This is a genomic window from Arenimonas terrae (genome assembly GCF_006265115.1).
Classification (GTDB): domain Bacteria; phylum Pseudomonadota; class Gammaproteobacteria; order Xanthomonadales; family Xanthomonadaceae; genus Arenimonas; species Arenimonas terrae.
The window spans coordinates 76,188-94,430 of sequence record NZ_SMDR01000001.1; the positions used below are offsets into that span (position 1 = coordinate 76,188).

The 18,243-nt window shown below is 67.7% G+C and carries 17 protein-coding genes; 6 read left to right on the top strand and 11 right to left on the bottom strand.

Features of this window, described 5'->3' with window-relative positions:
• Nucleotides 1–157 precede the first annotated feature (157 nt).
• Nucleotides 158–775 (top strand): GNAT family N-acetyltransferase, encoded by a 618-nt coding sequence (locus E1B00_RS00355; RefSeq protein ID WP_176693071.1) that lies wholly within the window; start codon nucleotides 158–160, stop codon nucleotides 773–775.
• Between the two features lie 18 nt (nucleotides 776–793).
• On the opposite strand, the gene E1B00_RS00360 is transcribed toward E1B00_RS00355, so the two are convergent.
• From E1B00_RS00360 to E1B00_RS00385, 6 genes are all read right to left on the bottom strand, one after another.
• Entirely contained in the window at nucleotides 794–2,062 is a 1,269-nt protein-coding gene (locus E1B00_RS00360; RefSeq protein WP_139444690.1) for a sensor histidine kinase, read from the bottom strand.
• Entirely contained in the window at nucleotides 2,059–2,748 is a 690-nt protein-coding gene (locus E1B00_RS00365) for a response regulator transcription factor (RefSeq protein WP_139444691.1), read from the bottom strand. Before E1B00_RS00365 ends, E1B00_RS00360 begins: the two co-directional genes overlap by 4 nt.
• A gap of 1 nt (nucleotide 2,749) precedes the next feature.
• Nucleotides 2,750–3,868, bottom strand: coding sequence for a DJ-1/PfpI family protein (locus tag E1B00_RS00370; protein ID WP_139444692.1), 1,119 nt, complete (start codon nucleotides 3,866–3,868; stop codon nucleotides 2,750–2,752).
• A gap of 57 nt (nucleotides 3,869–3,925) precedes the next feature.
• Nucleotides 3,926–4,891 carry a leucine-rich repeat domain-containing protein gene (locus E1B00_RS00375; protein WP_139444693.1) on the bottom strand — a complete coding sequence of 322 codons (966 nt, stop codon included), beginning with the start codon at nucleotides 4,889–4,891 and terminating at the stop codon, nucleotides 3,926–3,928.
• A 5-nt stretch (nucleotides 4,892–4,896) separates the two neighbouring features.
• Nucleotides 4,897–5,511 carry a hypothetical protein gene (locus E1B00_RS00380; RefSeq protein WP_139444694.1) on the bottom strand — a complete coding sequence of 205 codons (615 nt, stop codon included), beginning with the start codon at nucleotides 5,509–5,511 and terminating at the stop codon, nucleotides 4,897–4,899.
• Between the two features lie 127 nt (nucleotides 5,512–5,638).
• Nucleotides 5,639–5,863, bottom strand: a complete 225-nt coding sequence (locus E1B00_RS00385) for a type 1 glutamine amidotransferase family protein (protein WP_220396218.1) — start codon at nucleotides 5,861–5,863, stop codon at nucleotides 5,639–5,641.
• Between the two features lie 119 nt (nucleotides 5,864–5,982).
• Between E1B00_RS00385 and E1B00_RS15495 the strand changes: the two genes are divergently transcribed.
• Nucleotides 5,983–6,921, top strand: coding sequence for a DUF6683 family protein (locus E1B00_RS15495; RefSeq protein ID WP_176693072.1), 939 nt, complete (start codon nucleotides 5,983–5,985; stop codon nucleotides 6,919–6,921).
• A gap of 93 nt (nucleotides 6,922–7,014) precedes the next feature.
• Here the strand turns inward: E1B00_RS15495 and E1B00_RS00405 are convergent, their stop codons facing one another.
• The gene (locus E1B00_RS00405) at nucleotides 7,015–7,758 is read right to left on the bottom strand and encodes a type 1 glutamine amidotransferase domain-containing protein (protein ID WP_246048441.1); all 744 of its coding nucleotides are present in this window, start codon (nucleotides 7,756–7,758) and stop codon (nucleotides 7,015–7,017) included.
• A gap of 60 nt (nucleotides 7,759–7,818) precedes the next feature.
• Entirely contained in the window at nucleotides 7,819–9,027 is a 1,209-nt protein-coding gene (locus tag E1B00_RS00410; protein ID WP_139444698.1) for an MFS transporter, read from the bottom strand.
• Nucleotides 9,028–9,124: 97 nt separating this feature from the next.
• Here E1B00_RS00410 and E1B00_RS00415 point away from each other — a divergent pair, with 97 nt between their 5' ends.
• The 4 genes from E1B00_RS00415 (at nucleotide 9,125) to E1B00_RS00430 (ending at nucleotide 14,030) form a co-directional block, all read left to right on the top strand.
• Entirely contained in the window at nucleotides 9,125–10,039 is a 915-nt protein-coding gene (locus E1B00_RS00415; RefSeq protein ID WP_139444699.1) for a LysR family transcriptional regulator, read from the top strand.
• A 310-nt stretch (nucleotides 10,040–10,349) separates the two neighbouring features.
• Nucleotides 10,350–12,341, top strand: coding sequence for an ATP-binding protein (locus E1B00_RS00420; protein WP_176693073.1), 1,992 nt, complete (start codon nucleotides 10,350–10,352; stop codon nucleotides 12,339–12,341).
• Nucleotides 12,338–12,985, top strand: coding sequence for a hypothetical protein (locus E1B00_RS00425; protein WP_139444701.1), 648 nt, complete (start codon nucleotides 12,338–12,340; stop codon nucleotides 12,983–12,985). The genes E1B00_RS00420 and E1B00_RS00425 overlap by 4 nt, the downstream gene beginning before the upstream one ends.
• Complete coding sequence (locus tag E1B00_RS00430) at nucleotides 12,978–14,030, top strand: hypothetical protein (RefSeq protein WP_139444702.1); 1,053 nt, start codon at nucleotides 12,978–12,980, stop codon at nucleotides 14,028–14,030. Before E1B00_RS00425 ends, E1B00_RS00430 begins: the two co-directional genes overlap by 8 nt.
• Here E1B00_RS00430 and E1B00_RS00435 read toward each other — a convergent pair.
• The 3 genes from E1B00_RS00435 to E1B00_RS00445 form a co-directional block, all read right to left on the bottom strand.
• Nucleotides 14,027–15,241: a hypothetical protein gene (locus E1B00_RS00435; RefSeq protein ID WP_139444703.1), complete on the bottom strand. Its 1,215-nt coding sequence runs from the start codon at nucleotides 15,239–15,241 to the stop codon at nucleotides 14,027–14,029. The two genes, E1B00_RS00430 and E1B00_RS00435, sit on opposite strands and share 4 nt — an antisense overlap.
• A 496-nt stretch (nucleotides 15,242–15,737) precedes the next feature.
• Nucleotides 15,738–16,508, bottom strand: coding sequence for a hypothetical protein (locus tag E1B00_RS00440; protein ID WP_139444704.1), 771 nt, complete (start codon nucleotides 16,506–16,508; stop codon nucleotides 15,738–15,740).
• On the bottom strand, nucleotides 16,505–18,112 hold the full coding sequence (locus tag E1B00_RS00445; protein ID WP_139444705.1) for a DUF4034 domain-containing protein: 1,608 nt from the start codon (nucleotides 18,110–18,112) through the stop codon (nucleotides 16,505–16,507). The genes E1B00_RS00440 and E1B00_RS00445 overlap by 4 nt, the downstream gene beginning before the upstream one ends.
• Nucleotides 18,113–18,243 lie beyond the last annotated feature (131 nt).

The window sequence follows — 18,243 nt, forward strand, 5'->3', positions numbered from 1 at the left end:
GGCGGTTCCGCGCAGCCTATCACCGCCGTGTCCCCCCTTGAGAAGGGCGTCGGGCCGAACCACAATTGGCCGCCGCCGCCCCATCGCGGGCAGGCCAAGAGAGAGCCCGATGCACACGCCGGCGCCGCCGAATGCGCACCCGCCCGTCGAAAGGCTGGTGGCCACCCACGCCGGGGCGGTGACCACGCTGCTGTGCGAGGCCTTCTTCGACTACCCGGTGATGCGCTACGTGCTGGGCGACGCGCCGGATTACGCCGGCCGCCTGGTGCGGCTGATCGGCCTGTTCACTGCCGGGCGCTGGTTGCGCGGACATCCGGTACTGGGCCTGCGCGGCGCCGATGGCGCCCTGCAGGCCGCGATCACGATGACACCGCGCGGTGCGTTTCCCGTGCCGGCGGCGCTGGCCGAACTGGCCGAGGCGACCTGGAGCACCTTGGGCGCCGACGCGAAGCAGCGTTACGCCACGCTGTGCGAGGCCTGGTCCGCCACCGAGCCGGCGGGCGAACATTGGCATGTGAACATGCTGGGCGTCGCCACCGCCGCGCATGGCGCCGGCCACGGCGGCCGCCTGCTGGCCGCCGCGCTCGACCTCGCGGCCGAAGACCCCGCCGCGCAGGCCGTGGACCTGACCACGGAAGATGCCGCCAACCTGGGCTTCTACACGCGGCGTGGATTCGAGCTTGCCGGGCATTGCCGCGTCGGGACCGCGCTGGAAACCTGGACCCTGGTGGCGCCGCGGCATGCCGGGGGCGGGTTCGGAAAACTGCGCCCGTAGGCACGCGGTCGCCCGTCGTCAGCGCGCCTGCGTCGCGCGCAGGGCGAAACGGGCGCACACCTGGCCGTCCTGCCCGCGCACGTCGAGCGAGATGCCGTGGCGGTCGCAAAGCCGCTGCACGATGCCCAGGCCCAGCCCCAGGCCAGGACTGGCGTCGCGCCGTTGCCCAAAGGGTCTGTCGGCGTCCGGCGGGACCGGATTGACGATGCACAGTTCGCCGTCTTCCAGGTGGATGCGCACGGTGCCCTCCGCGCTGTGGGCCAGGGCATTGCCGATCAGGTTCGACAGCAGGCAGCGCAGCACCGGTTCGGGCAGGTCGGTAAGCGTCGGCTCCGGCAGCTCGATGTCCAGCTCGATCGCCCGGCCCTCGGCCAGCGGCGACAGGTCGACGATGATCCGTTCGAGCACCGGAAGCACGCGCACCGTGCCGCCCGGCGCCACGGCCTGTTCGCGCGCCAGCGACAGCATCAGGTCCACCGTGGCCTGCAGCTGCATCGCCGACTGATGCAGGTGCCCGGCGCTGGCGCGCGCGTCGGCGTCGAGGTCGGTGCGCGCCAGCAGGCGTTCGCTGGCGCTGCGGATCACGGTCAGGGGCGTGCGCAGTTCGTGGCTGACGTCGCGGGTGAACTCGCGTTCGCGGGCGACGAAGTCGCGCAGCCGCGCGACCAGCGATTCCAGGCCGCGCGCCAGCACGCCCACCTCGTCGTTGCGGAAGCCCTGGTCCAGCTGCGCCGGCAGGTTCGCCGGGTCCATCGTTTCCACCACGGTGGCCAGCTGCGCCAATGGCCCAGCGGTGCGCCGGGCGAGCCACGCCGCCACCGCCAGCGACAGCAGCACCAGCGCGGCGGCGGCGATCGCCAGCAGCCACAGGACCTCGTCGCGCATCGAACGCACCACCAGCTGGCCGCTCACTTCCGCGACGAGCCAGGCGGTGGTGGCGCCGCCTTTTTCGGTCAGCGGGAGCACGTGATAATGGCGTCCGTCCTGGCCGGCGAATTCGCGGCGCCAGGGTTCGTCCGCGCGCGCCGCGCGCAGGTCGTCGGGGAAGTCTTCAGTGCGGGTGTACAGGCGCACGTAGGGTTCGTGCGGTGTGCCCCAGCGGCCGGTGGCCGCGCGTCCTTCCCGCAGCACGGCGGCTTCGCGCGCCAGCGTGTCTTCCAGCAGCTCGTCCTCCACCGCATACATGAAGGTGACCGCGAACAGGCCGAACAGCCCGGCCACCAGCAGCGTGAGCAGCCCGAAGGCCCACATCAGCCGCCGGCGCAGCGGTGCGGCGCGTGCGCTCACGCGTCGGGCTCGAGCTTGAAGCCGACGCCGTGCACCGTGCGCAGCATCGGCGTGGGGAAGGGCCGGTCCAGCGCCTGGCGCAGCACGTACAGATGCGAACGCAGCGGATCGGACTGCGGCGCCTCTTCGCCCCAGACCTTCTGCACCAACTCGCTGCGCGTCAGCGTGCGCGGCCAGGCTTCGGCCAGGGCCAGCAGCAGCTGGTAGGGGATGTTCGGCAGTTCGACCGGCTGGCCGTCGCGGGTCACCGCATGCGTGCGCCGGTCGATGGCCAGCCCGCCCACGCGCAGCCGCACCGGTTCGCCGACGCGGTGGCGCCGCGCCAGCGCCAGGCAGCGCGCCAGCAGTTCGGCGCCGGCGAAGGGTTTGACCAGGTAGTCGTCGGCGCCGGCCTCGAAGCCGCGCACTTTGTCCTCGACCGCGTCGCGCGCGGTCAGCATCAGCACCGGCACGTGCCGGTCGGCTTCCAGGCGCAGACGCTCGCAGACGCGCAGGCCTTCCAGGCCGGGCAGGCCGAGGTCGAGCACCATCACGTCGGGCGGATCCGCCAGCGCCAGCGCCAGGCCGGTACGGCCGTCGGCGGCGAAGTCGACCCGGTGGCCCTGCGCCTCCAGCAGGCCGGCGAGCTGGGAACGCAGGGCCAGGTTGTCTTCGACGATCAGGACGCGGAGGCCGGGGGCGGTCATCTCAGGGGGTCAGGCGCGCTTGCAGGTCCCGAGCTTGCTTCAGGTCCGGGTGCTTTGCCAGCAGCGCGGCCAGCGTTTCCCGGGCGGCCGCCGTCTGGCCCAGGCGCCACTGCGCTTCGGCGATGCCCAGCGGCAGCTGCGGTTCGCTCATGTGGGGCCGGGCGAGCTGCATCAGCAGCAGCGCGTCGCGCACGCCGGAATCGTTCGGTGCCGACTGCAGCTGGTAGTAGCCGAGCATGCCGATCAGGGCGGCGTGGTAACGCGCCGGTTCCGCGGCCAGCGCCTGGCGCGCACCATCCGCATCGCCGGCCAGCGCCTGCTGCGCCAGGGCCATCGTCAACTCGTCGCGCCAGGGCGTGCGCGCCACCGGCGTGCGGCCCAGCGCGCGCACCACGGCTTCGGCCATGCCGGCGGTGGAGTAGGGGTTCTGCCCGGTGACGAGCCGGCCGTCGACCACCACCTTCGGCAGCATCAGGGCCGCTTCCTGCCACAGCGCACCGCCGTCGCGCAGCGCGGTCTCGAGCTGGAAGCGGAACTGAGTCGCCCACTTCTTGCCGAACACCGATTCTTCCTCGAGGCTGAAACCGGTGAGTGCGCGCCCGGCGACCAGGGCCGTGCCGTCGGGCAGCTTCGCGTCCACCAGTGCGGCGGGCCCGTGGCAGACCGCGGCCACCACGCCGCCGTCGGCATACACCTGGCCGAGCAGGCGATGCAGCGCGGCGTCGTCGGCCAGGTCGAACATCGCGCCCTTGCCGCCCATCACCAGCACGGCGTCGTAGTCGTCGGCCTTCACCGCGTCGGTGCGGCGCGTGGCGCCGAGTTGGCGCTGCGCTTCGGCGTCGGCGACCACCGCGGCGTTGAAGGGCTCCTTCGGGTCGAAACGGTCGGCCTGCACCGCGCCGCCGGCCGGGCTGGCGACGTCCACTACCACGCCGTTGGCGCGCAGGATCAGCCAGGTCTGGGCGAACTCGTCCATCTCGAAACCGGGCCGGGTCTTGCCCGCGTCGCGGCCTTCGCTGCTGACGACGATCAGGGCGCGGGTGGTCCCGGCGTCGGCGGCGACCGCGGGGGTGGAAATCATGAGGGTGGCCAGCAGCAGGCCGGGGAGAATGGTTCGCATCGCTGTCGTCCGGTGGGGGAGGTGGGCGCAGCCTGCCTGCCGGATGTGAAGCGGGAATCAACCGGCGGCCGCGTCCCGCGCCGCCGCCGCCACCGCCCGGAACTCGGCGACGTGTTTGTCCAGCCGCGCGCGGTCGCAGTGGCCGCAGAGCCAGGGCAGGCCCTTGCCCAGCGTCTGGTACATCGTCTTCTGCTTGCACTTCTTGCAGCCGAAGGCCATCACCGGGCCGTTCACCGGTTCCAGCTCGGCCGCCAGGTCGGGGCGGCGGCCGGCGAGGCGCGCGAACTCGTCGCGCGGGAACTGGTTGCACAGGGCCAGGTGCTTCAGCGCCGGCAGGCCGGCCAGCGGCGCCAGCGAGCCGTCGAGCACCTGCACGGTGAGCAGACGCAGGCGCTCGAGCTGCGGCAGGGCGGCGAGCGGCGCCAGCGTGTCGATCTTCAACGCCTTGATGCTGTTCGAATCGCCGGCCAGCAACAGCGAACGCAGCTGCGGCAGCCCGCGCAGGAAGGACAGGTCGCCGGCCGCGCGCACGTTGGCGATCTCCAGGTCGATCAGGCGCGGCAGCGCCGCCAGCGCATCCAGCCCCTCGGCCGAAGGCGCACCGCCCAGGTGGAAATGGCTGAGCGTGCGCAACCGGGTGATCGGCCGAAGGTCGGTCAGGCTGCCCCACTTGATGTACAGGCCTTCGAGCGCCGGCATCGCGCAGGCCGCCTCGAACATCTCCTGGCTGACCTTGCTGTGGAACCAGAGCACGCGCACGTTCGCCAGCGTCGGCAGCAGTTCGCCCCAGCGCTTGACCAGGGCGCGCTGCTGGGGCGGCTTCAGCGCCGTCTGGGTGATCGCCAGCGACAGCCGCTCGCCGCCGTCGTAGTCCTCGGGCTGCTGGATGGCCCGGGGCGGGAAATTGCGCTGCGGCCGGTGGTACCAGTAGCTGTCGCCGGGCTCAACGATTTCCGCGCGCAGGGCCTGGTGGTCGAGCAGGGGCTGCAGGATCGCCTGGATGTGGCTGGTCGCGTCGCTCATGGACATCACTCGACGCAGCCCATGTCCTCGTCTTCCTCAATCAGGCGCATGTCGGCCAGGTAGATCTGGAAGATCGGCATCGGCCACATCTCGTACGTGCTGCTGCCGGGCCGAACCGGACAGCTTGAGGTCCTGACCAGGCCGTCGTGGCCCATCGGCATCATGCCCATCCGGATCCGCAGCGCCTTGTCGAAAGGGTTGCGGGTGATCAGCATCATGCTGCCGTCCTCGTCCTGCTCCAGCCGGCTGTGGAGGGTGCGCGAGGGATCGCTGACTTCCTCGACCCGGCGCAGGTTCACCAGCCGGCCGTTCTCGACCTCGGCTTCGATCAGCACCTCGTGGCCCGCGTACACCGACACGCCTCCGGGCTGCACGACGGGAAGCGCGGGATAGTGCTTGTCGAAGGGCTTGCCCTTCTCGTCCCGCATCGTGATGCGGACGTCGAGCAGGCACTGGATCTTGGTGCACATCTCGGCCGTTTCCGGATCGAGCGCGTCCTTGGCGGCGGCCGGCGCCTCCGGCGTTTCCGCCGGCGGCGTGGCGTCTGCCGGGAGTTCCGACGCCGCCGACACGGTGCCGGCGGTCCACATCAACAGGGGCAGGAGCCAGGCCTTGCGCACGGGACATTCCTTTGGACGGGTCGGCCAGAGCCTAACCAATCCCGCCCCGCGTCCGCCATCGGATCCGCCTGGCCGAGCCGCTGGTGGCGAATCCGCCCGGCGAAGGTGCCGATCCTGTCGCTACTCTTCAGAGGCCTTTGCCCAGCACCAGGTCGCGCACCGCTTCGCCGACGCCGTGGGCCGACTGCGGGTTCTGGCCGGTGACCAGGCGGCCGTCGACCATCACCTTCGCGGTCCAGTTGGGGGCCGGGTGGTGGAAGGCGTCGCGCTGGGTGAGCGTGGTGGCCAACAGGAAGGGCACGACGGTGTCGAGTTTCACCGCGCGCTGCTCGTCGTCGGTGAAGGCGGCCACGTTCTTTCCGGCGCCTGGCGCCCGGGCGGCGGCCGAATGTCAGTGCGCCTGTCGTTCTTGGCTATTGGTCCCTCTGCTTTGCCAACCCGACCTTCACTCCCGGAATCCAGGTGAACGCCATGAAATCGCTCGCACTGCTGTCGATCCTCCTGTGCCTGACCGCCGGCACCAGCCACGCGGCGGCCTCGCTGCGCTTCACGCCGCCGCCCGGGGACACCTCGCTGCGGGACTTCGCCAACGGCCTGGGCAGCAACGCGCAGGAGCGGCAGCAGCTGCTGGAGGCGATCACGGTGGCGAAGACCGAGCTGTTCGAGCGGCCCCATGCGGCGAAGGGGTGGAAGAACAACATCGCCGGTGCCTACACCTTCTTCATCAGCAGTACGAGCCATGTCTGGACCGGCAATGCCCCCGATACCGCGGCGCAGGACCGGCTGTTCGGCCGGCTAGGCGAGGTGCTGGCCGCGGACCTCGCCGGGGTTTCCGACCGGGACAAGGCCACGCTCTACAACACGCTGCTTGCCAGCGCCAGCTTGCCGCTGCTGCTCTACGTCGAAGGCGAACAGGCCGGGAACCGGGAACAGATGGAACAGGCGCGCACCCTGGCCGCGGAGTACAGCCGCACGATCATGAACTCCGAGCCGCAGGCGCTGGTGGCGATGCTGTCGGGCGGCGACGGCGACGCTCCGGCCGTCGCGCCGGCGGCCCCGGCGGCTCCGGCGGCTCCGGCGGCTCCGGCGGCTCCGGCGGCTCCGGCGCCGGTGCCTTCCGCGCCGAGGGCCGCCGGTTCGGGCGGCCTCGATGGCCAGTGGGAATGCATGGTGATGTCGCCGCGGCTCGTGCCCGGGGTGGGCGGCAACTCGATGATGATTTTCCAGCCGGTGCCGGGCATCCGCTTCCAGATCGCCGGCAACCGCTACCGCACGACCGGCGGCGGCGGAACGGTGTCGCGGAACGGCGACACGCTGCGGTTCTCCGGCACCGACATGAACGGCATGGTGGCCAGCGTCAATGGCGACAGCCTGAAGTTCGGCGAAGACCAGACCTGCAACCGGCCCTGACGGGGACGACGATCCACCGCACAGTCGTCGGCTCCGTCGCTGCTCGCCGCGGGGAAGGAAGCAGGGGCGCGGCCACCCGACCCGCGGTTGCTCTCAGCGCGCCGCGCCGAGCACCAGGTCGCGCACCGCTTCGCCGACGCCGTGCGCCGACTGCGGGTTCTGGCCGGTGACCAGGCGGCCATCCACCATCGTGTTTGCCGTCCAGTTCGGGGCCGGGTGGTGGATGGCGCCGCGCTGGCTCAGTTTCGTGGCGAGCAGGAAGGGCACGACGGTGTCGAGTTCCACCGCGCGTTCCTCGTCGTCGGTGAAGGCGGCGACGTGTTTGCCGGCGACGAGATAGGTGCCGTCGCTGAGCTTCACGTTCACCAGGGCGGTCGGGCCGTGGCAGACCGCGGCGACGATGCCGCCCTGTTCCCACACCGCACGCGCCTGCTGCTGCACGGCCGGGCTGTCGGGGAAATCCCAGGCGGCGCCGTGGCCGCCCGCGAACAGGATCGCCGAATAGCGTTTCGGATCGACGCTGGCGAGTGTGGGCGTGCCGCGGATCGCTTCGCGGAATTTCGCGTCGTTCCAGTAGCGCGCGTTGACCTTGTCGTCGAGATCGAGGCCATCCACCGGCGGCTCGCCGCCCTGGATGGAGGCGAGTTCGACCGGAATGCCGGCGTCCTCGAGCACCGCCATCGGGTGCGTGACTTCACCGAGGTAGAAGCCGGTCGGCTGCCCGGTGCTGCCTTTCACGCCGTGGCTGGTCAGCACGATCAGCACGGGTTTCACGGGCGCCGGTTCCACGTTGCCGGTGGCGGCCATGCCGATCAGGGTGGAGAGAAGAAGGCTCATCGCTAGCTCCTATATATATGTATGTGCGAGGGGTCAGATCACCCGCCCGAATTCACCGCTTTACGCCACAGCCCCACAAGCGGGTGCTCTGACCCCGGATTCCGTCCGATCCAGCCGCACGCTGTAGATCGCGATGGCCAAGCCGCTCAGCGTCACCAGCGCCGCCACCCAGCTCACCGCGCCCAGGCCCAGCGCGCTTTGAATCACCACCGCGCCCAGCCAGGCGCCGATCGCGTTGCCGAGGTTGAAGGCGGCGATGTTGAGGCTCGAGGCCAGGCTCTGGCCCGCGCCTTCCGCCTTCTGCAGCACGCGCATCTGCAGCGGCGCCACGGTGGCGAAGGCGGCCGCGCCGAGCAGGCCGGTGAACAGGATGGCGCTCCACTGGTAATGCATCGTGAAGGTCATCGCGCCGAGCACGACCGCCAGCACGACCAGCGTGCCGATCAGCGTGGGCACGAGCCGTTTGTCCGCCAGCCGGCCGCCCAGCAGGTTGCCGACGATGAAACCCACGCCGAACACCAGCAGGATCGGCGACACCGCGCTTTCGGCGAAGCCGGAGATCTGCGTCAGGATCGGCTGGATATAGGTGAACACCGCGAACACGCCCGCGTAACCCAGCACCGTCATCGCCAGGCCCAGCAGCACCTGCGGACGCGTCACTACTTTCACTTCTTCGCGGAAAGACACGACTTCACCATCGCCGCGATCGGCAGGCACCAGCCAGGCGATGATGAAAGTCGCCAGCACGCCCAGCACGGTCACGGCCCAGAAGGTCGCGCGCCAGCCGTATTCCAGGCCCAGCCACGCACCGGCCGGCACGCCCAGCAGCGTCGCCGCGGTCAGGCCGGTGAACAGGATCGAGATCGCGGTGGCCTTGCGTTCCGGCGCCACCAGTCCGGTCGCGACCACCGCGCCGACGCCGAAGAAGGTGCCGTGCGCCAGCGAAGTCAGCACCCGCGCCGCCATCAGCACTTCGTAATTCGGCGCCAGCGCGCAGGCCAGGTTGCCGAGCGTGAACACCCCCATCAGCGCCACCAGCACCGTCTTGCGCGGCCAGCGGCCGGTGGCCGCGGTCAGCAGCGGCGCGCCGACGAACACGCCGAGCGCATACCCGGAGATCAGCAGGCCGGCGGCGGCGATGGACACGCCGAGGTCGGCCGAGACCTGCATCAGCAGGCCCATGATCACGAACTCGGTGGTGCCGATGCCGAAGGCGCCGGCGGTGAGGGCAAAGAGCGCAAGGGGAAGCGCGGGTTTCGGGGCAGCCATGGGGCGGGGTTCCGGGTGGCGAGGGCGGCATCCTGCGCCCTTGCATTCACCAGAAAAACCGCCAGTATCCGGAATCAGTTTCAACGGAGCGTTGAAAATGGACCGCCTCGACGACCTCGCCTTGTTCCTGAAAGTGCTGGACCAGGGCTCGATCACCGCCGCCGCCCGCGCCCTGGACCTCAGCCCCGCCGTGGCCAGCCAGCGCCTGGCCCGCCTGGAAAAGGAACTGGGCGTGCGCCTGCTGCACCGGACCACCCGCCAGCTGCACCCCACGCCGGAAGGCCTGGCCCTGGCCGAACAGGGCCGCGGCCTGGTCGAAGACCTCGACGCCCTGGTCAGCGGCCTGCGCCAGGCCGGCACCGGCGTCGGCGGCACCCTGCGCGTGACCACCTCGGCCACCTTCGGCCGGCTTTACCTCTCGCCCCTGCTGCCGGAGTTCCTGGCCCTGCACCCCGCGGTCCGGGTCAGCGTGGACTTGAACGACCGCGTGGTGGACCTGGTGACGGCCGGCTTCGACCTGGCCATCCGCATCGGCGCCCTGGACGACTCGACGATGGTCGCCCGCAAGCTCGCGCCCAACCGCCGGGTGCTGGTGGCCTCGCCCGATTACCTGAAGCGCCGCGGCGCCCCGCAGGTGCCGGCCGACCTCGCCAGCCACGACTGCCTGCTGCTGACCGGCGCCCAGGGCCGCCAGGACGAATGGCGCCTGAGCGACGGCCAGGGCGGCGAAACCACCGTGCGCGTGCACGGCCGCATCGAAAGCAACTTCGGCGAACTCCTGCGCGACGCCGCCGTGGCCGGCATGGGCATCGCCCTGCATGCGACCTGGCATGTGGCCGAAGACTTGCGCGCCGGCCGTTTGGTCGAAGTGTTGCCCGACTACCCGTTGGCCACGACGGGAGTTTGGGCGGTGATGCCGCAGCGGCGGTTGGTGCCGCCGAGGGTTAGGGCGTTTGTGGAGTTTTTGGGGGAGAGGTTTGGTGAGAATCCAATTTGGGATAAAGGGCTGTAGTCAGGAGCTTGCGACGTCTGCATTCGACCTAGCGCAGGAGTTCCTGTCTTGTACGAACGTCGTGCCCGATCTCCAGCAGGCGGATGCGCTGGATGCGGTCGCGCTATCGCCGACGTCATCGTGTCCAGCTATATTTGGAAAGGTCCTGATCGCTGCGACGCACGTCAATCTCCGGCAAACTGCGGTTCCGACCGAGTTTGCCGCCCCGGTCTGTCCTCCGATTCGGTTTGTGATCCGATGAGCCTGATGAAGGGCTGCCCGCTCGATGCACCGGGCTCCCGACCCACGAACTCCTAGAGCCCACGATCCCATGGCACTGTTCCCTCTCCTCAAACATGTTCGAATCGAGAAGTACGGCCTGTATCCGGGGTTTGCGCGTGACGGCACGTTCGAGGTCACATTCCGCCCGGGCGTCACCCTGATTCTCGGTGCAAACGGGCTTGGGAAGACAACCTTGATGACACTGCTGTACCGCATGCTTGCCGGGACGCAGGAGCTCGGGCTGCCCGAAGGCGAGGTCGGCAACGCGCGTCTGGAGGCTTACGACCTTAGCGCTGTGCAGCGTAAGCAGTTTGCCAATCGGGTCAACGACGGGGCCGAGAACGCAACGTGCGAGCTGACCTTCGACCTAGGAACGACGACCTTCAGTGTCCGTCGCAAGCTCGCCAACCTTGCGCTCGATGGCTGGACGCTGGGCGGAACTGATCAGGCGCTTGATGAGCAGAAGTTGCGGGATACCGTCACCCATGCGGCCGGTCTAGGTACCTTCAGTGACTGGCTGCTTGTGCTACGCACCTTGGTGTTTTTCTTCGAAGACCGCCGCGCCCTTGTATGGGACAGTGGTGCGCAGCGGCAGCTGCTGCGTTGTCTGCTTCTGACGCCCACCCAAGCCGCGGACTGGACCAAGCAGGAGCGCTCGATCCTTTCGTTAGACTCTCGCCTTCGTAACCTCCAGGCCGCTTTTCGCAAGGAAGAGAAGATCCAGCGCAGGCAGGCGACTCAGATCGAGGATGAGCCTGGCGTGCGCGACGCGCTCGAAGTCGCCGAGCAGCGACGCCAGCGCCTGACGGATGAACGTGATGCGCTGACCGATCGCATCCGTGTGGCCGAGCGCAGTCGGCAAGAGGCGCGACTGTCCGCGCTTCGCGCTCAAGACGAGTATGACCGCGCACTACGCGAGCTTGAGCGCGCGCGCCTCCTCGCGATCGAGTCGCGTATGCCAAATGCCGATCAGTCTGTGCGCTTCATCTACGCGCGGCTGATGAGCGATAACCAGTGCCTCGTCTGTACAGCGACCGACGTTGCTGAAGTCCAGGCTCGTCTTGCGGAGGCGGTTGCGCAGCGCCACTGCGTGGTCTGCGATTCGGTGCTAGCTCCTGCAGTCGACGTGATCGAACTGAACGAGGAGCGCTTGCAGGAGCTGCAGCGCCGCGTTGAGCGTAGTGCTACCCAGCTTGTTGTCTCAGCTACAAATCGCGATGAAGCGCATGCGGCGTACTTGCGCGACAGCGAACAGCTGGCGCTGCGGGCGACGGAGATCGAGGACGCGCACCAACAAGTCGCAAACTTGGTCAACCAGCTGCCTCCGGACCAGTCGCGGAGAAAAGAGCTGGAAGATCGCTTCCAGACTTTGAATAACATGGTCACCGAGCTTCGCGCTCAACTTGAGACCGAGCGTGCAACCTTCAATGCGTCACTCGATTCCTTCCGGGCGACGATCCATCAGTCGGCCGCCCGAATAAAGGAGCATTTCGAGGCTGTATCCAGCGACTTCCTCTATGAGGAAAGTCGTCTGAGCTGGACGCCGGATCGGCGTCTAGTCGGCCAGACCGGTGGCGACACGTATGCCGAGTACCCCGCCTTCTCAGTCGAGTTGGGCGGAAGCGACTTCGTTGGCGTGCAGCGCCGCGCGAATCCCGCCTATGTCTCGGAGAGCCAGCGTGAGTTCATCGATCTTGCGTTCAGAATGGCACTGATAGAGGTCACGTCGCCTGACCATGTCGGCACGATCTGCATCGATGCGCCCGAATCCTCGCTCGATGCCATATTTGTCGACCGTGCGGCGACAGTGTTGGCGCGATTCGCGGACGGCACATCACCAAATCGCCTCGTCGTCACATCCAATCTCGGTGCTGGACCGCTCGTGCCGGAGCTGCTGCGCAAGGCCGCACCACCTGGCGAGCGCGCCAAGACACTAACGAATCTCTTTAAGGCTGGTCAGCCTACAAAGGCGATGGTGGATGGTGTCGTCGAGTACGAGCGCTACCTCGCCAAACTGATGATCGCGCTGGAGGAGCCGTGAGTACTTTTACGCCCGAGGAAACCCAGCTTGCGCAGGGCCATCGGGTGGTGGGCCTGCTCGACGCGCTAGCCCGTTCGGGCGTCGTTCCTTCGCCCGCGCGTGCACTGCACGAGCTGGCGTACCTCGCCAACGTGCTGTCCCCCGTGTTTGATCTGCAGCCCTTCGATGCCGCCTTGCTCAAGCGTAGCGCAGGACCGTACTATCCGGGCCTGCAAGCGGCGCTCGATCACCTGGTCGGTCGGGGGCTGGTGGACGCGCTAGATCTGACGTATGAGATCGACGATACCGATGGCCGCTACCGAGTGCATGCGCGCTATCGCTTACGCCGTTTGGCGGCCGATCCCGTTCTCGATGCTCTCCGCCAGTTTCGGCGCGATGAAACGCATTTTCTCAGCGAACTTGCGGCAGCTTATGCCGGACTTTCGGACGAGGCAATGGGCGTGGCGACTCAATGGGATGCGCGGTACGCCGACGCGGACGTCGATGTAAATGACGTGATCGATTTCGGTGAGTGGGCAAGTAGCGCGAAGAATTTTTCCCGCAATGCGGCGATGGCATTTGCGCCCGAACGCACGCTCATGCCGGCGGAAAGGCTCTACCTGTACCTGGACTACCTTGGACAGAAGGCGCAGGCCTATGGCTAACCTACTGGGGGCGTGGAGCGGTGAGGAGGCGGCGCTGGCGGCAGCGGAGGTCACGGGACGCGGCGGCGACGCGGACCTATCGGATGAGCAGCGCTTTCCGCGCGAGGTCGCGCAGCTCCTCGCGCGCCGTGAACGCCGTGATGACGCTGAGTTCGATCAGCCGGCTGCATTCGTACTTACGCCGGCGTCCGTGTTCGAGTCGCTTGATGCAGCATGGACTCGGAATCGGTTGCTCCGGACTGGCAACCGTCGGGTTACTGGTCAGATTCACGCGGTCTCGTCTACGCTGAGCGGATCAAGTTTCGGTGTGAACGATGGAGACGACGCGCTGTTCAAGGCGCTCGAAGTTCACGGATTGGCCGAGCTACCGACGATCATTTACACGCCAAAGCGTGGGTACTCTACGATCAGCGTATATGCACATGGCATCGCCAACGACGATGACTGCGAGACGTATGACATCGATGATGAGATGCCGAGCCGCGAGGCCATTATCGAAGCGATCGATCACGCCTATGAGCAGGAACTCATAACGCCTGACCAGATGAGAAAGGGTTCGCTCTGGGAGGATGCTTCGAAGTTCTGGGCTGTCAATGAGGCCGAGTTCCGTGTTCAGGATATCGTTCGCTTCGTTCTCCTTGGGCGATTCCTACGATGCCAAGTTCGCCCCGAGCAGCCCGGCAAAGAAGGACGAACCGATCTTGAAATCGTTAGTGAGCGCGGCATGGCTGCCGGACACGTCATTCATCACGCGGTATTGGAGATGAAAGTTCTTCGTGAGAGGGGCTCCACAGGTCGCAAGTATCCTGATCAGTTCATCCACGATCACGTTCGCGATGGGCTCGAGCAGGCCAACGCGTATGGGCTCAAGCGCAACATGCGTGAGAAGATCCTTTGCTGCTTCGACATGCGCGCGACTGATCTCGGGAACGACGCTGTCTTCGCTCATGTCGTCGATGACGCGGTGCGGCTCAATGTCGTGCTGAGTCGGTGGTTCCTCTACAACAGCTCGGATGCCTACCGCGCAGTGCTTGCCGCGGTTTAGCGACGAGTCATCACCACGAGGTCTTCGCTCAAGCCTGGTCGGCCGCTCTGCTGCGGAGAAACGCGCATTGAACGAAACGGGGTTGTATATTCGACGCCGAAGTCGGCAAGGGGTGCGAGTTCTTCGAGAATACGCGCAACCTGTACGTGCACTTGTGCGTACTGACTATCGCCTACGACGAACCACGCCTGTCCACCTTGCGGCAGTATGCGTGCGGAAGCGCGCAGAAGCGTCAGAAGGTCGGCGAAATAACCACCGACCATGGCCGGCAAGCGATGGTCCCACAGCTGCGACGCACTGCGGTGTAGTGCTTTCATTGTCCGGTTAAGTGTGGGCGTCGATGGGGCGGTGGCGAAGTCGCGTGAGACCTGCACATGGGAGGTCAGCGTGGACTGTCGGAGCGCTCGATTGTCCTGCGCTGAGCCAAGGTAGCCGAGCATCCACAACTCCAGGTTGTATACGTCGGTGTAATCGAAGGAATTGGGATAGGGCGGTGAGCAGACGATAAGGTCGACCGGGTCGAGTGTCTCAAACACGGCGCGACTGTCGCCACAGAGGACTGTCGCCTCGCGGATGGGGCGATCGGCGAACATGTCGATCTCACCGATCGCGTTCGCTGCGGCATCGGAGAACGCAGCTAGCACGATGCGCGGATCGACGGGCCGATTCTCCCAGTTGGCCCGATATCGGCGTCCCTTTCCGCTGACCGTTGCGTTGCTGAAGCTAGTTATCAACCCACCCAAGATGACACGGAAAAGGCGCGCGATGCTCGCGTCCTCCAATTGGGCGATGGCTGAGCGGAGACGCAGAACTTCCAGCGCGACCTCATGATCGAACAGCCAGCGTCCCTTGACACCGGGCTCGATGAAGGTGGCGGGCAGGGCATCGATCATCGTGCCGGCCCGGCTGCGCGAGCGTCGTGCCACGTCGCAGACGTGTGTCAGTGCAGAAATGAGAGCAGGCACATGGTAGGCAGTGACTTTGGCTTGGATCAGGTCGGCTAGGAACGGATTAACTTCAATCGTCGATGGTGTCACCCCTAGGAACTGTGCCGTAAGGGCGCTAGTTCCTGAACCTCCAAAGGGATCGGCCAAGCTCCGGACAGGGCGGGGTGACTCCCGAACGGCGCGAGCAATAAGCTCCGGATCGAACGCTTCCTTGAAGCGATGCCAGCGCTGGAAGGGCAGGTCGCTGGCGTTGGTCGACGCCATCACCGAGGAGCGCTTTCCCACCCAGTGCTCGAAAGATGCGCCCCCAGCAGGGCTCACGCGGCCGCGCAGGGGGACATGGCGAAAGCCGGTGGGCGACGAGACTGACTGCGGTCTTGTGGGCATGGCGACGCTCCGGACGTCGCGCCATCGTACACGATTGCTTTCGTGCCTATCGCACCGAATCGGCAAGAGTTGATCCGGGCTTCCAAGCATGCGGTAGGCCATGGGGGACAAGGCTAGGCATGTCTGGCGTTTTCAGGATTGCACTCGAGCGGGGCGACATATACCTAGGGGAAGGCGTCATCCGTGGCCTCGCTCGGTACTCGGGTCGGGTTGTGGGCTCGTTCGCGCAATGGGACGGTCGCGACCGGTTGTGACCAGCTGGTTCACCACGGGGGCTCGTTGGCGGATTTCATGGAACACATCGGGCCGCTGCCGCAGGTCGAGGCCGAGTGGTACGCCTATCTGCAGGCGATGGTCGGACCGTCCGGCCGCGTCACAACGTTATGACTTCCGCATCGTCCTCGGGCGGCGGCGGTGTTTCGCCCTCCGCTTCCACCGGCTTGCCGCCGACGTCGAGCGTATAGGTGAACTGCTGGTCGAAACGGCTGCGAGCGGCCCCTGCGGCGGTTTGCCGTGCCTCCACGACCAGGCGGTGCGTGCCCTTCGACAGCGGCGGCAGCAGCAGCCAGAGCCCGTCGGTGGACGCCGGGGCGTACAGGCCCGGCGGCACGTCGTCGTGGCCGGCGTCGGCGTAGGCGTCGAAGCAGTCGCGCGAGGCGCTGCGGACCGGGGCCAGCAGCGCGCCGTCGAGTTCCACGCGGTAAGTCAGCGGGCGCGAAGCCACTTCGCCGGCCGCGGTGCGCAGGGTCGCGCAGTCGCGGCGGCGTCCGGGCACCGAGTACTCCAGCGCGACGTGCACCGGCAGGAACAGGTGGCGGCCTTCGGGGACCGTGCAGCGGCGGTTGGCGGTGCCGGTGCCCGGTGTGCCGGCCAGGAACCACACGGTGCCGGTCTGGCCGACATGGCACTGCGCGCCGGTCGGGTCCTGCGTGGGGCGCATGCCGTCGCGCTGGCGATAGGCCCAGCGCCACCAGGCTTCCGCCAGTTCGGGATAGCCGCGGCCTTCGACCTTGGCGTCCAGCGGCAGCGCGGCGAACGTGGTGTCTGGCGTTGCCGATGTCCCCGCAGGTGCCGCAGGCGCGGCGACCGTCGCGGCGAGGGCCGCCGCCAGCATCGCCGCCGCGAAGGGCAGGGACGCGCTCATGGCCGGCGCGCCCGGCGTTTGGCCTCGGCCTCCGCTTCCTTGATCTGCTCCTGCAGCCGGCGGTGCGAATCGCGCAGGGCGCGCACCTGCATCAGCTGTTCGGCATCGTCCGGGTCCGCGGTCTGCTCGAACTTGTCGAACGCGTCCATCACCTCGCGATCGTCCGGGCTGAAGGTGCCGCCCTTGCGGTCGATGATCACCAGCGAGTTGTAGAACCAGCCCCAGCCATAGTCGGGGTATTCGGTGGTCAGCGTTTCGACGTAGCGGGCCGCACGTTTGGTCTGGTCCTTCATCACCAGCAGCGCCACCAGGTTCTTCAGCGCGGAGCGGCGCTGCTCGGGATCCCGCATCGCCTCCAGGTAGGCGGCTTCGGCTTCGTCCACCTTGCCCTGGGTCGCATACAGGCCGCCGAGCAGCCACTGGCCGTAGCTATTGGACGGGTCGATGTCGACGGCGCGCCGAGTCGCCAGCAGGGCCCACTCGACGTCTTGCGTCAGCTGCCAGATCAGGCGACCGCGCTGGCGCGCCGCGTAGCCGGAGCCGCCCGAAAGGCGCGATTCGCCGAGCAGGTACATCAGCGCCTCCCACTGGTTGCCGCCGTCCTGGGCGAGGATCGACAGCCCGGCGTCCCGGTAGGCGGCGATGTGGGTGGTCTTGAGGGTGGCGTCCTTCGCGACGGCCTCCGCCTGCGGCCATCGTTCCACGCGATAAAGCTCGTCGGAGAGGGTGAGCTGCGGCATCACCGCGACGATCGACGCCATCGGCCGCTCGTCGATATACGGCTTCACGGTATTGGCGAACTCCACCATCTGCTCGAAGCTGCCGCCCCAGCGGGGTTCCAGCGCGCCCATGAACTGGTGGCCCCAGGCGCGGCAGGCGGGCGCGAGCTTCTGCGCCTTCCTGACGGCGGCTTTCATGTCCTTGTCGCGCCCGCCGAGCGTGGCGACGTCGATGATGCCGGCGTGCGCTTCGGTCAGCCGGGGCTCCAGCTTGAGCGCGCGTTCGTAGTGTTCGATCGCGGCGTCGCCGTATTCATGCATGCGCTCGATGTTCTCGCGCGGCGTCTGCTGGATCCACTTCGTGCCACGGGCCTTGCCGGCCATGCTCCGGTTCCAGTGGCCGCGGGCCACCTGCGCGAAGGGGCTTTCGGGCGCGGCGTCGATCCAGGCCTGGGTCAGGCGGCCCGACTCGTCGCTGCCGTTGAAGTCGAAGAAGTGCGCATGCACGATCTCGGTGAAGTCGTCGCCGTCGGAATAGTGGCGTTCGAGGTCGGCCACCAGCCGGGCCTCGAGCGCGGCGATCGTGCCTTCGCTCAGGTGCTTGTCCAGCTCCGCCAGCGTCAGGCGCGGAGCGAAGTTGTATTCGCAGTGCGCCTGCACCAGGCCCTCGGGCCACTTCGCGCCCGGGATCGCCGGCCATTCCAGGCAGCGGGCCAGCGGATCGGACAGGAAGTCCGCCTTGCGCGCCTGCTCGAGATAGGTGCGCACCTCGGCCGGGGCGTTGCGGTAGGGCGACGGTGCGGGCGGGATCGGTGCGGGCGGGGCGCTCGCGAGCACGGAAGCCGGGACGACCCACAGGCCGGCGGCGAGAACGACGAAGCGCATGCATGACTTCCATTTCCCGCGGAGGGCGGGGCTGTTGGGAGTGTCCGACAAGGCGGCAGTGCGGACAAGCCTGTGCCCGCGACGAGGCTGCAGGCAATGCGGGTTGGGTTGCAGCGGAGGTCCAGGTTCGC

Bases quoted from the DNA above. Each gene is read 5' to 3' on its own strand.
- E1B00_RS00365 (WP_139444691.1), bottom strand. From the start codon at position 2,748: ATGACCGCCCCCGGCCTCCGCGTCCTGATCGTCGAAGACAACCTGGCC.
- E1B00_RS00370 (WP_139444692.1), bottom strand. From the start codon at position 3,868: ATGCGAACCATTCTCCCCGGCCTGCTGCTGGCCACCCTCATGATTTCC.
- E1B00_RS00375 (WP_139444693.1), bottom strand. From the start codon at position 4,891: ATGAGCGACGCGACCAGCCACATCCAGGCGATCCTGCAGCCCCTGCTC.
- E1B00_RS15495 (WP_176693072.1), top strand. From the start codon at position 5,983: ATGAAATCGCTCGCACTGCTGTCGATCCTCCTGTGCCTGACCGCCGGC.
- E1B00_RS00405 (WP_246048441.1), bottom strand. From the start codon at position 7,758: ATGAGCCTTCTTCTCTCCACCCTGATCGGCATGGCCGCCACCGGCAAC.
- E1B00_RS00410 (WP_139444698.1), bottom strand. From the start codon at position 9,027: ATGGCTGCCCCGAAACCCGCGCTTCCCCTTGCGCTCTTTGCCCTCACC.
- E1B00_RS00415 (WP_139444699.1), top strand. From the start codon at position 9,125: ATGGACCGCCTCGACGACCTCGCCTTGTTCCTGAAAGTGCTGGACCAG.
- E1B00_RS00420 (WP_176693073.1), top strand. From the start codon at position 10,350: ATGGCACTGTTCCCTCTCCTCAAACATGTTCGAATCGAGAAGTACGGC.
- E1B00_RS00430 (WP_139444702.1), top strand. From the start codon at position 12,978: ATGGCTAACCTACTGGGGGCGTGGAGCGGTGAGGAGGCGGCGCTGGCG.
- E1B00_RS00435 (WP_139444703.1), bottom strand. From the start codon at position 15,241: ATGGCGTCGACCAACGCCAGCGACCTGCCCTTCCAGCGCTGGCATCGC.
- E1B00_RS00440 (WP_139444704.1), bottom strand. From the start codon at position 16,508: ATGAGCGCGTCCCTGCCCTTCGCGGCGGCGATGCTGGCGGCGGCCCTC.
- E1B00_RS00445 (WP_139444705.1), bottom strand. From the start codon at position 18,112: ATGCGCTTCGTCGTTCTCGCCGCCGGCCTGTGGGTCGTCCCGGCTTCC.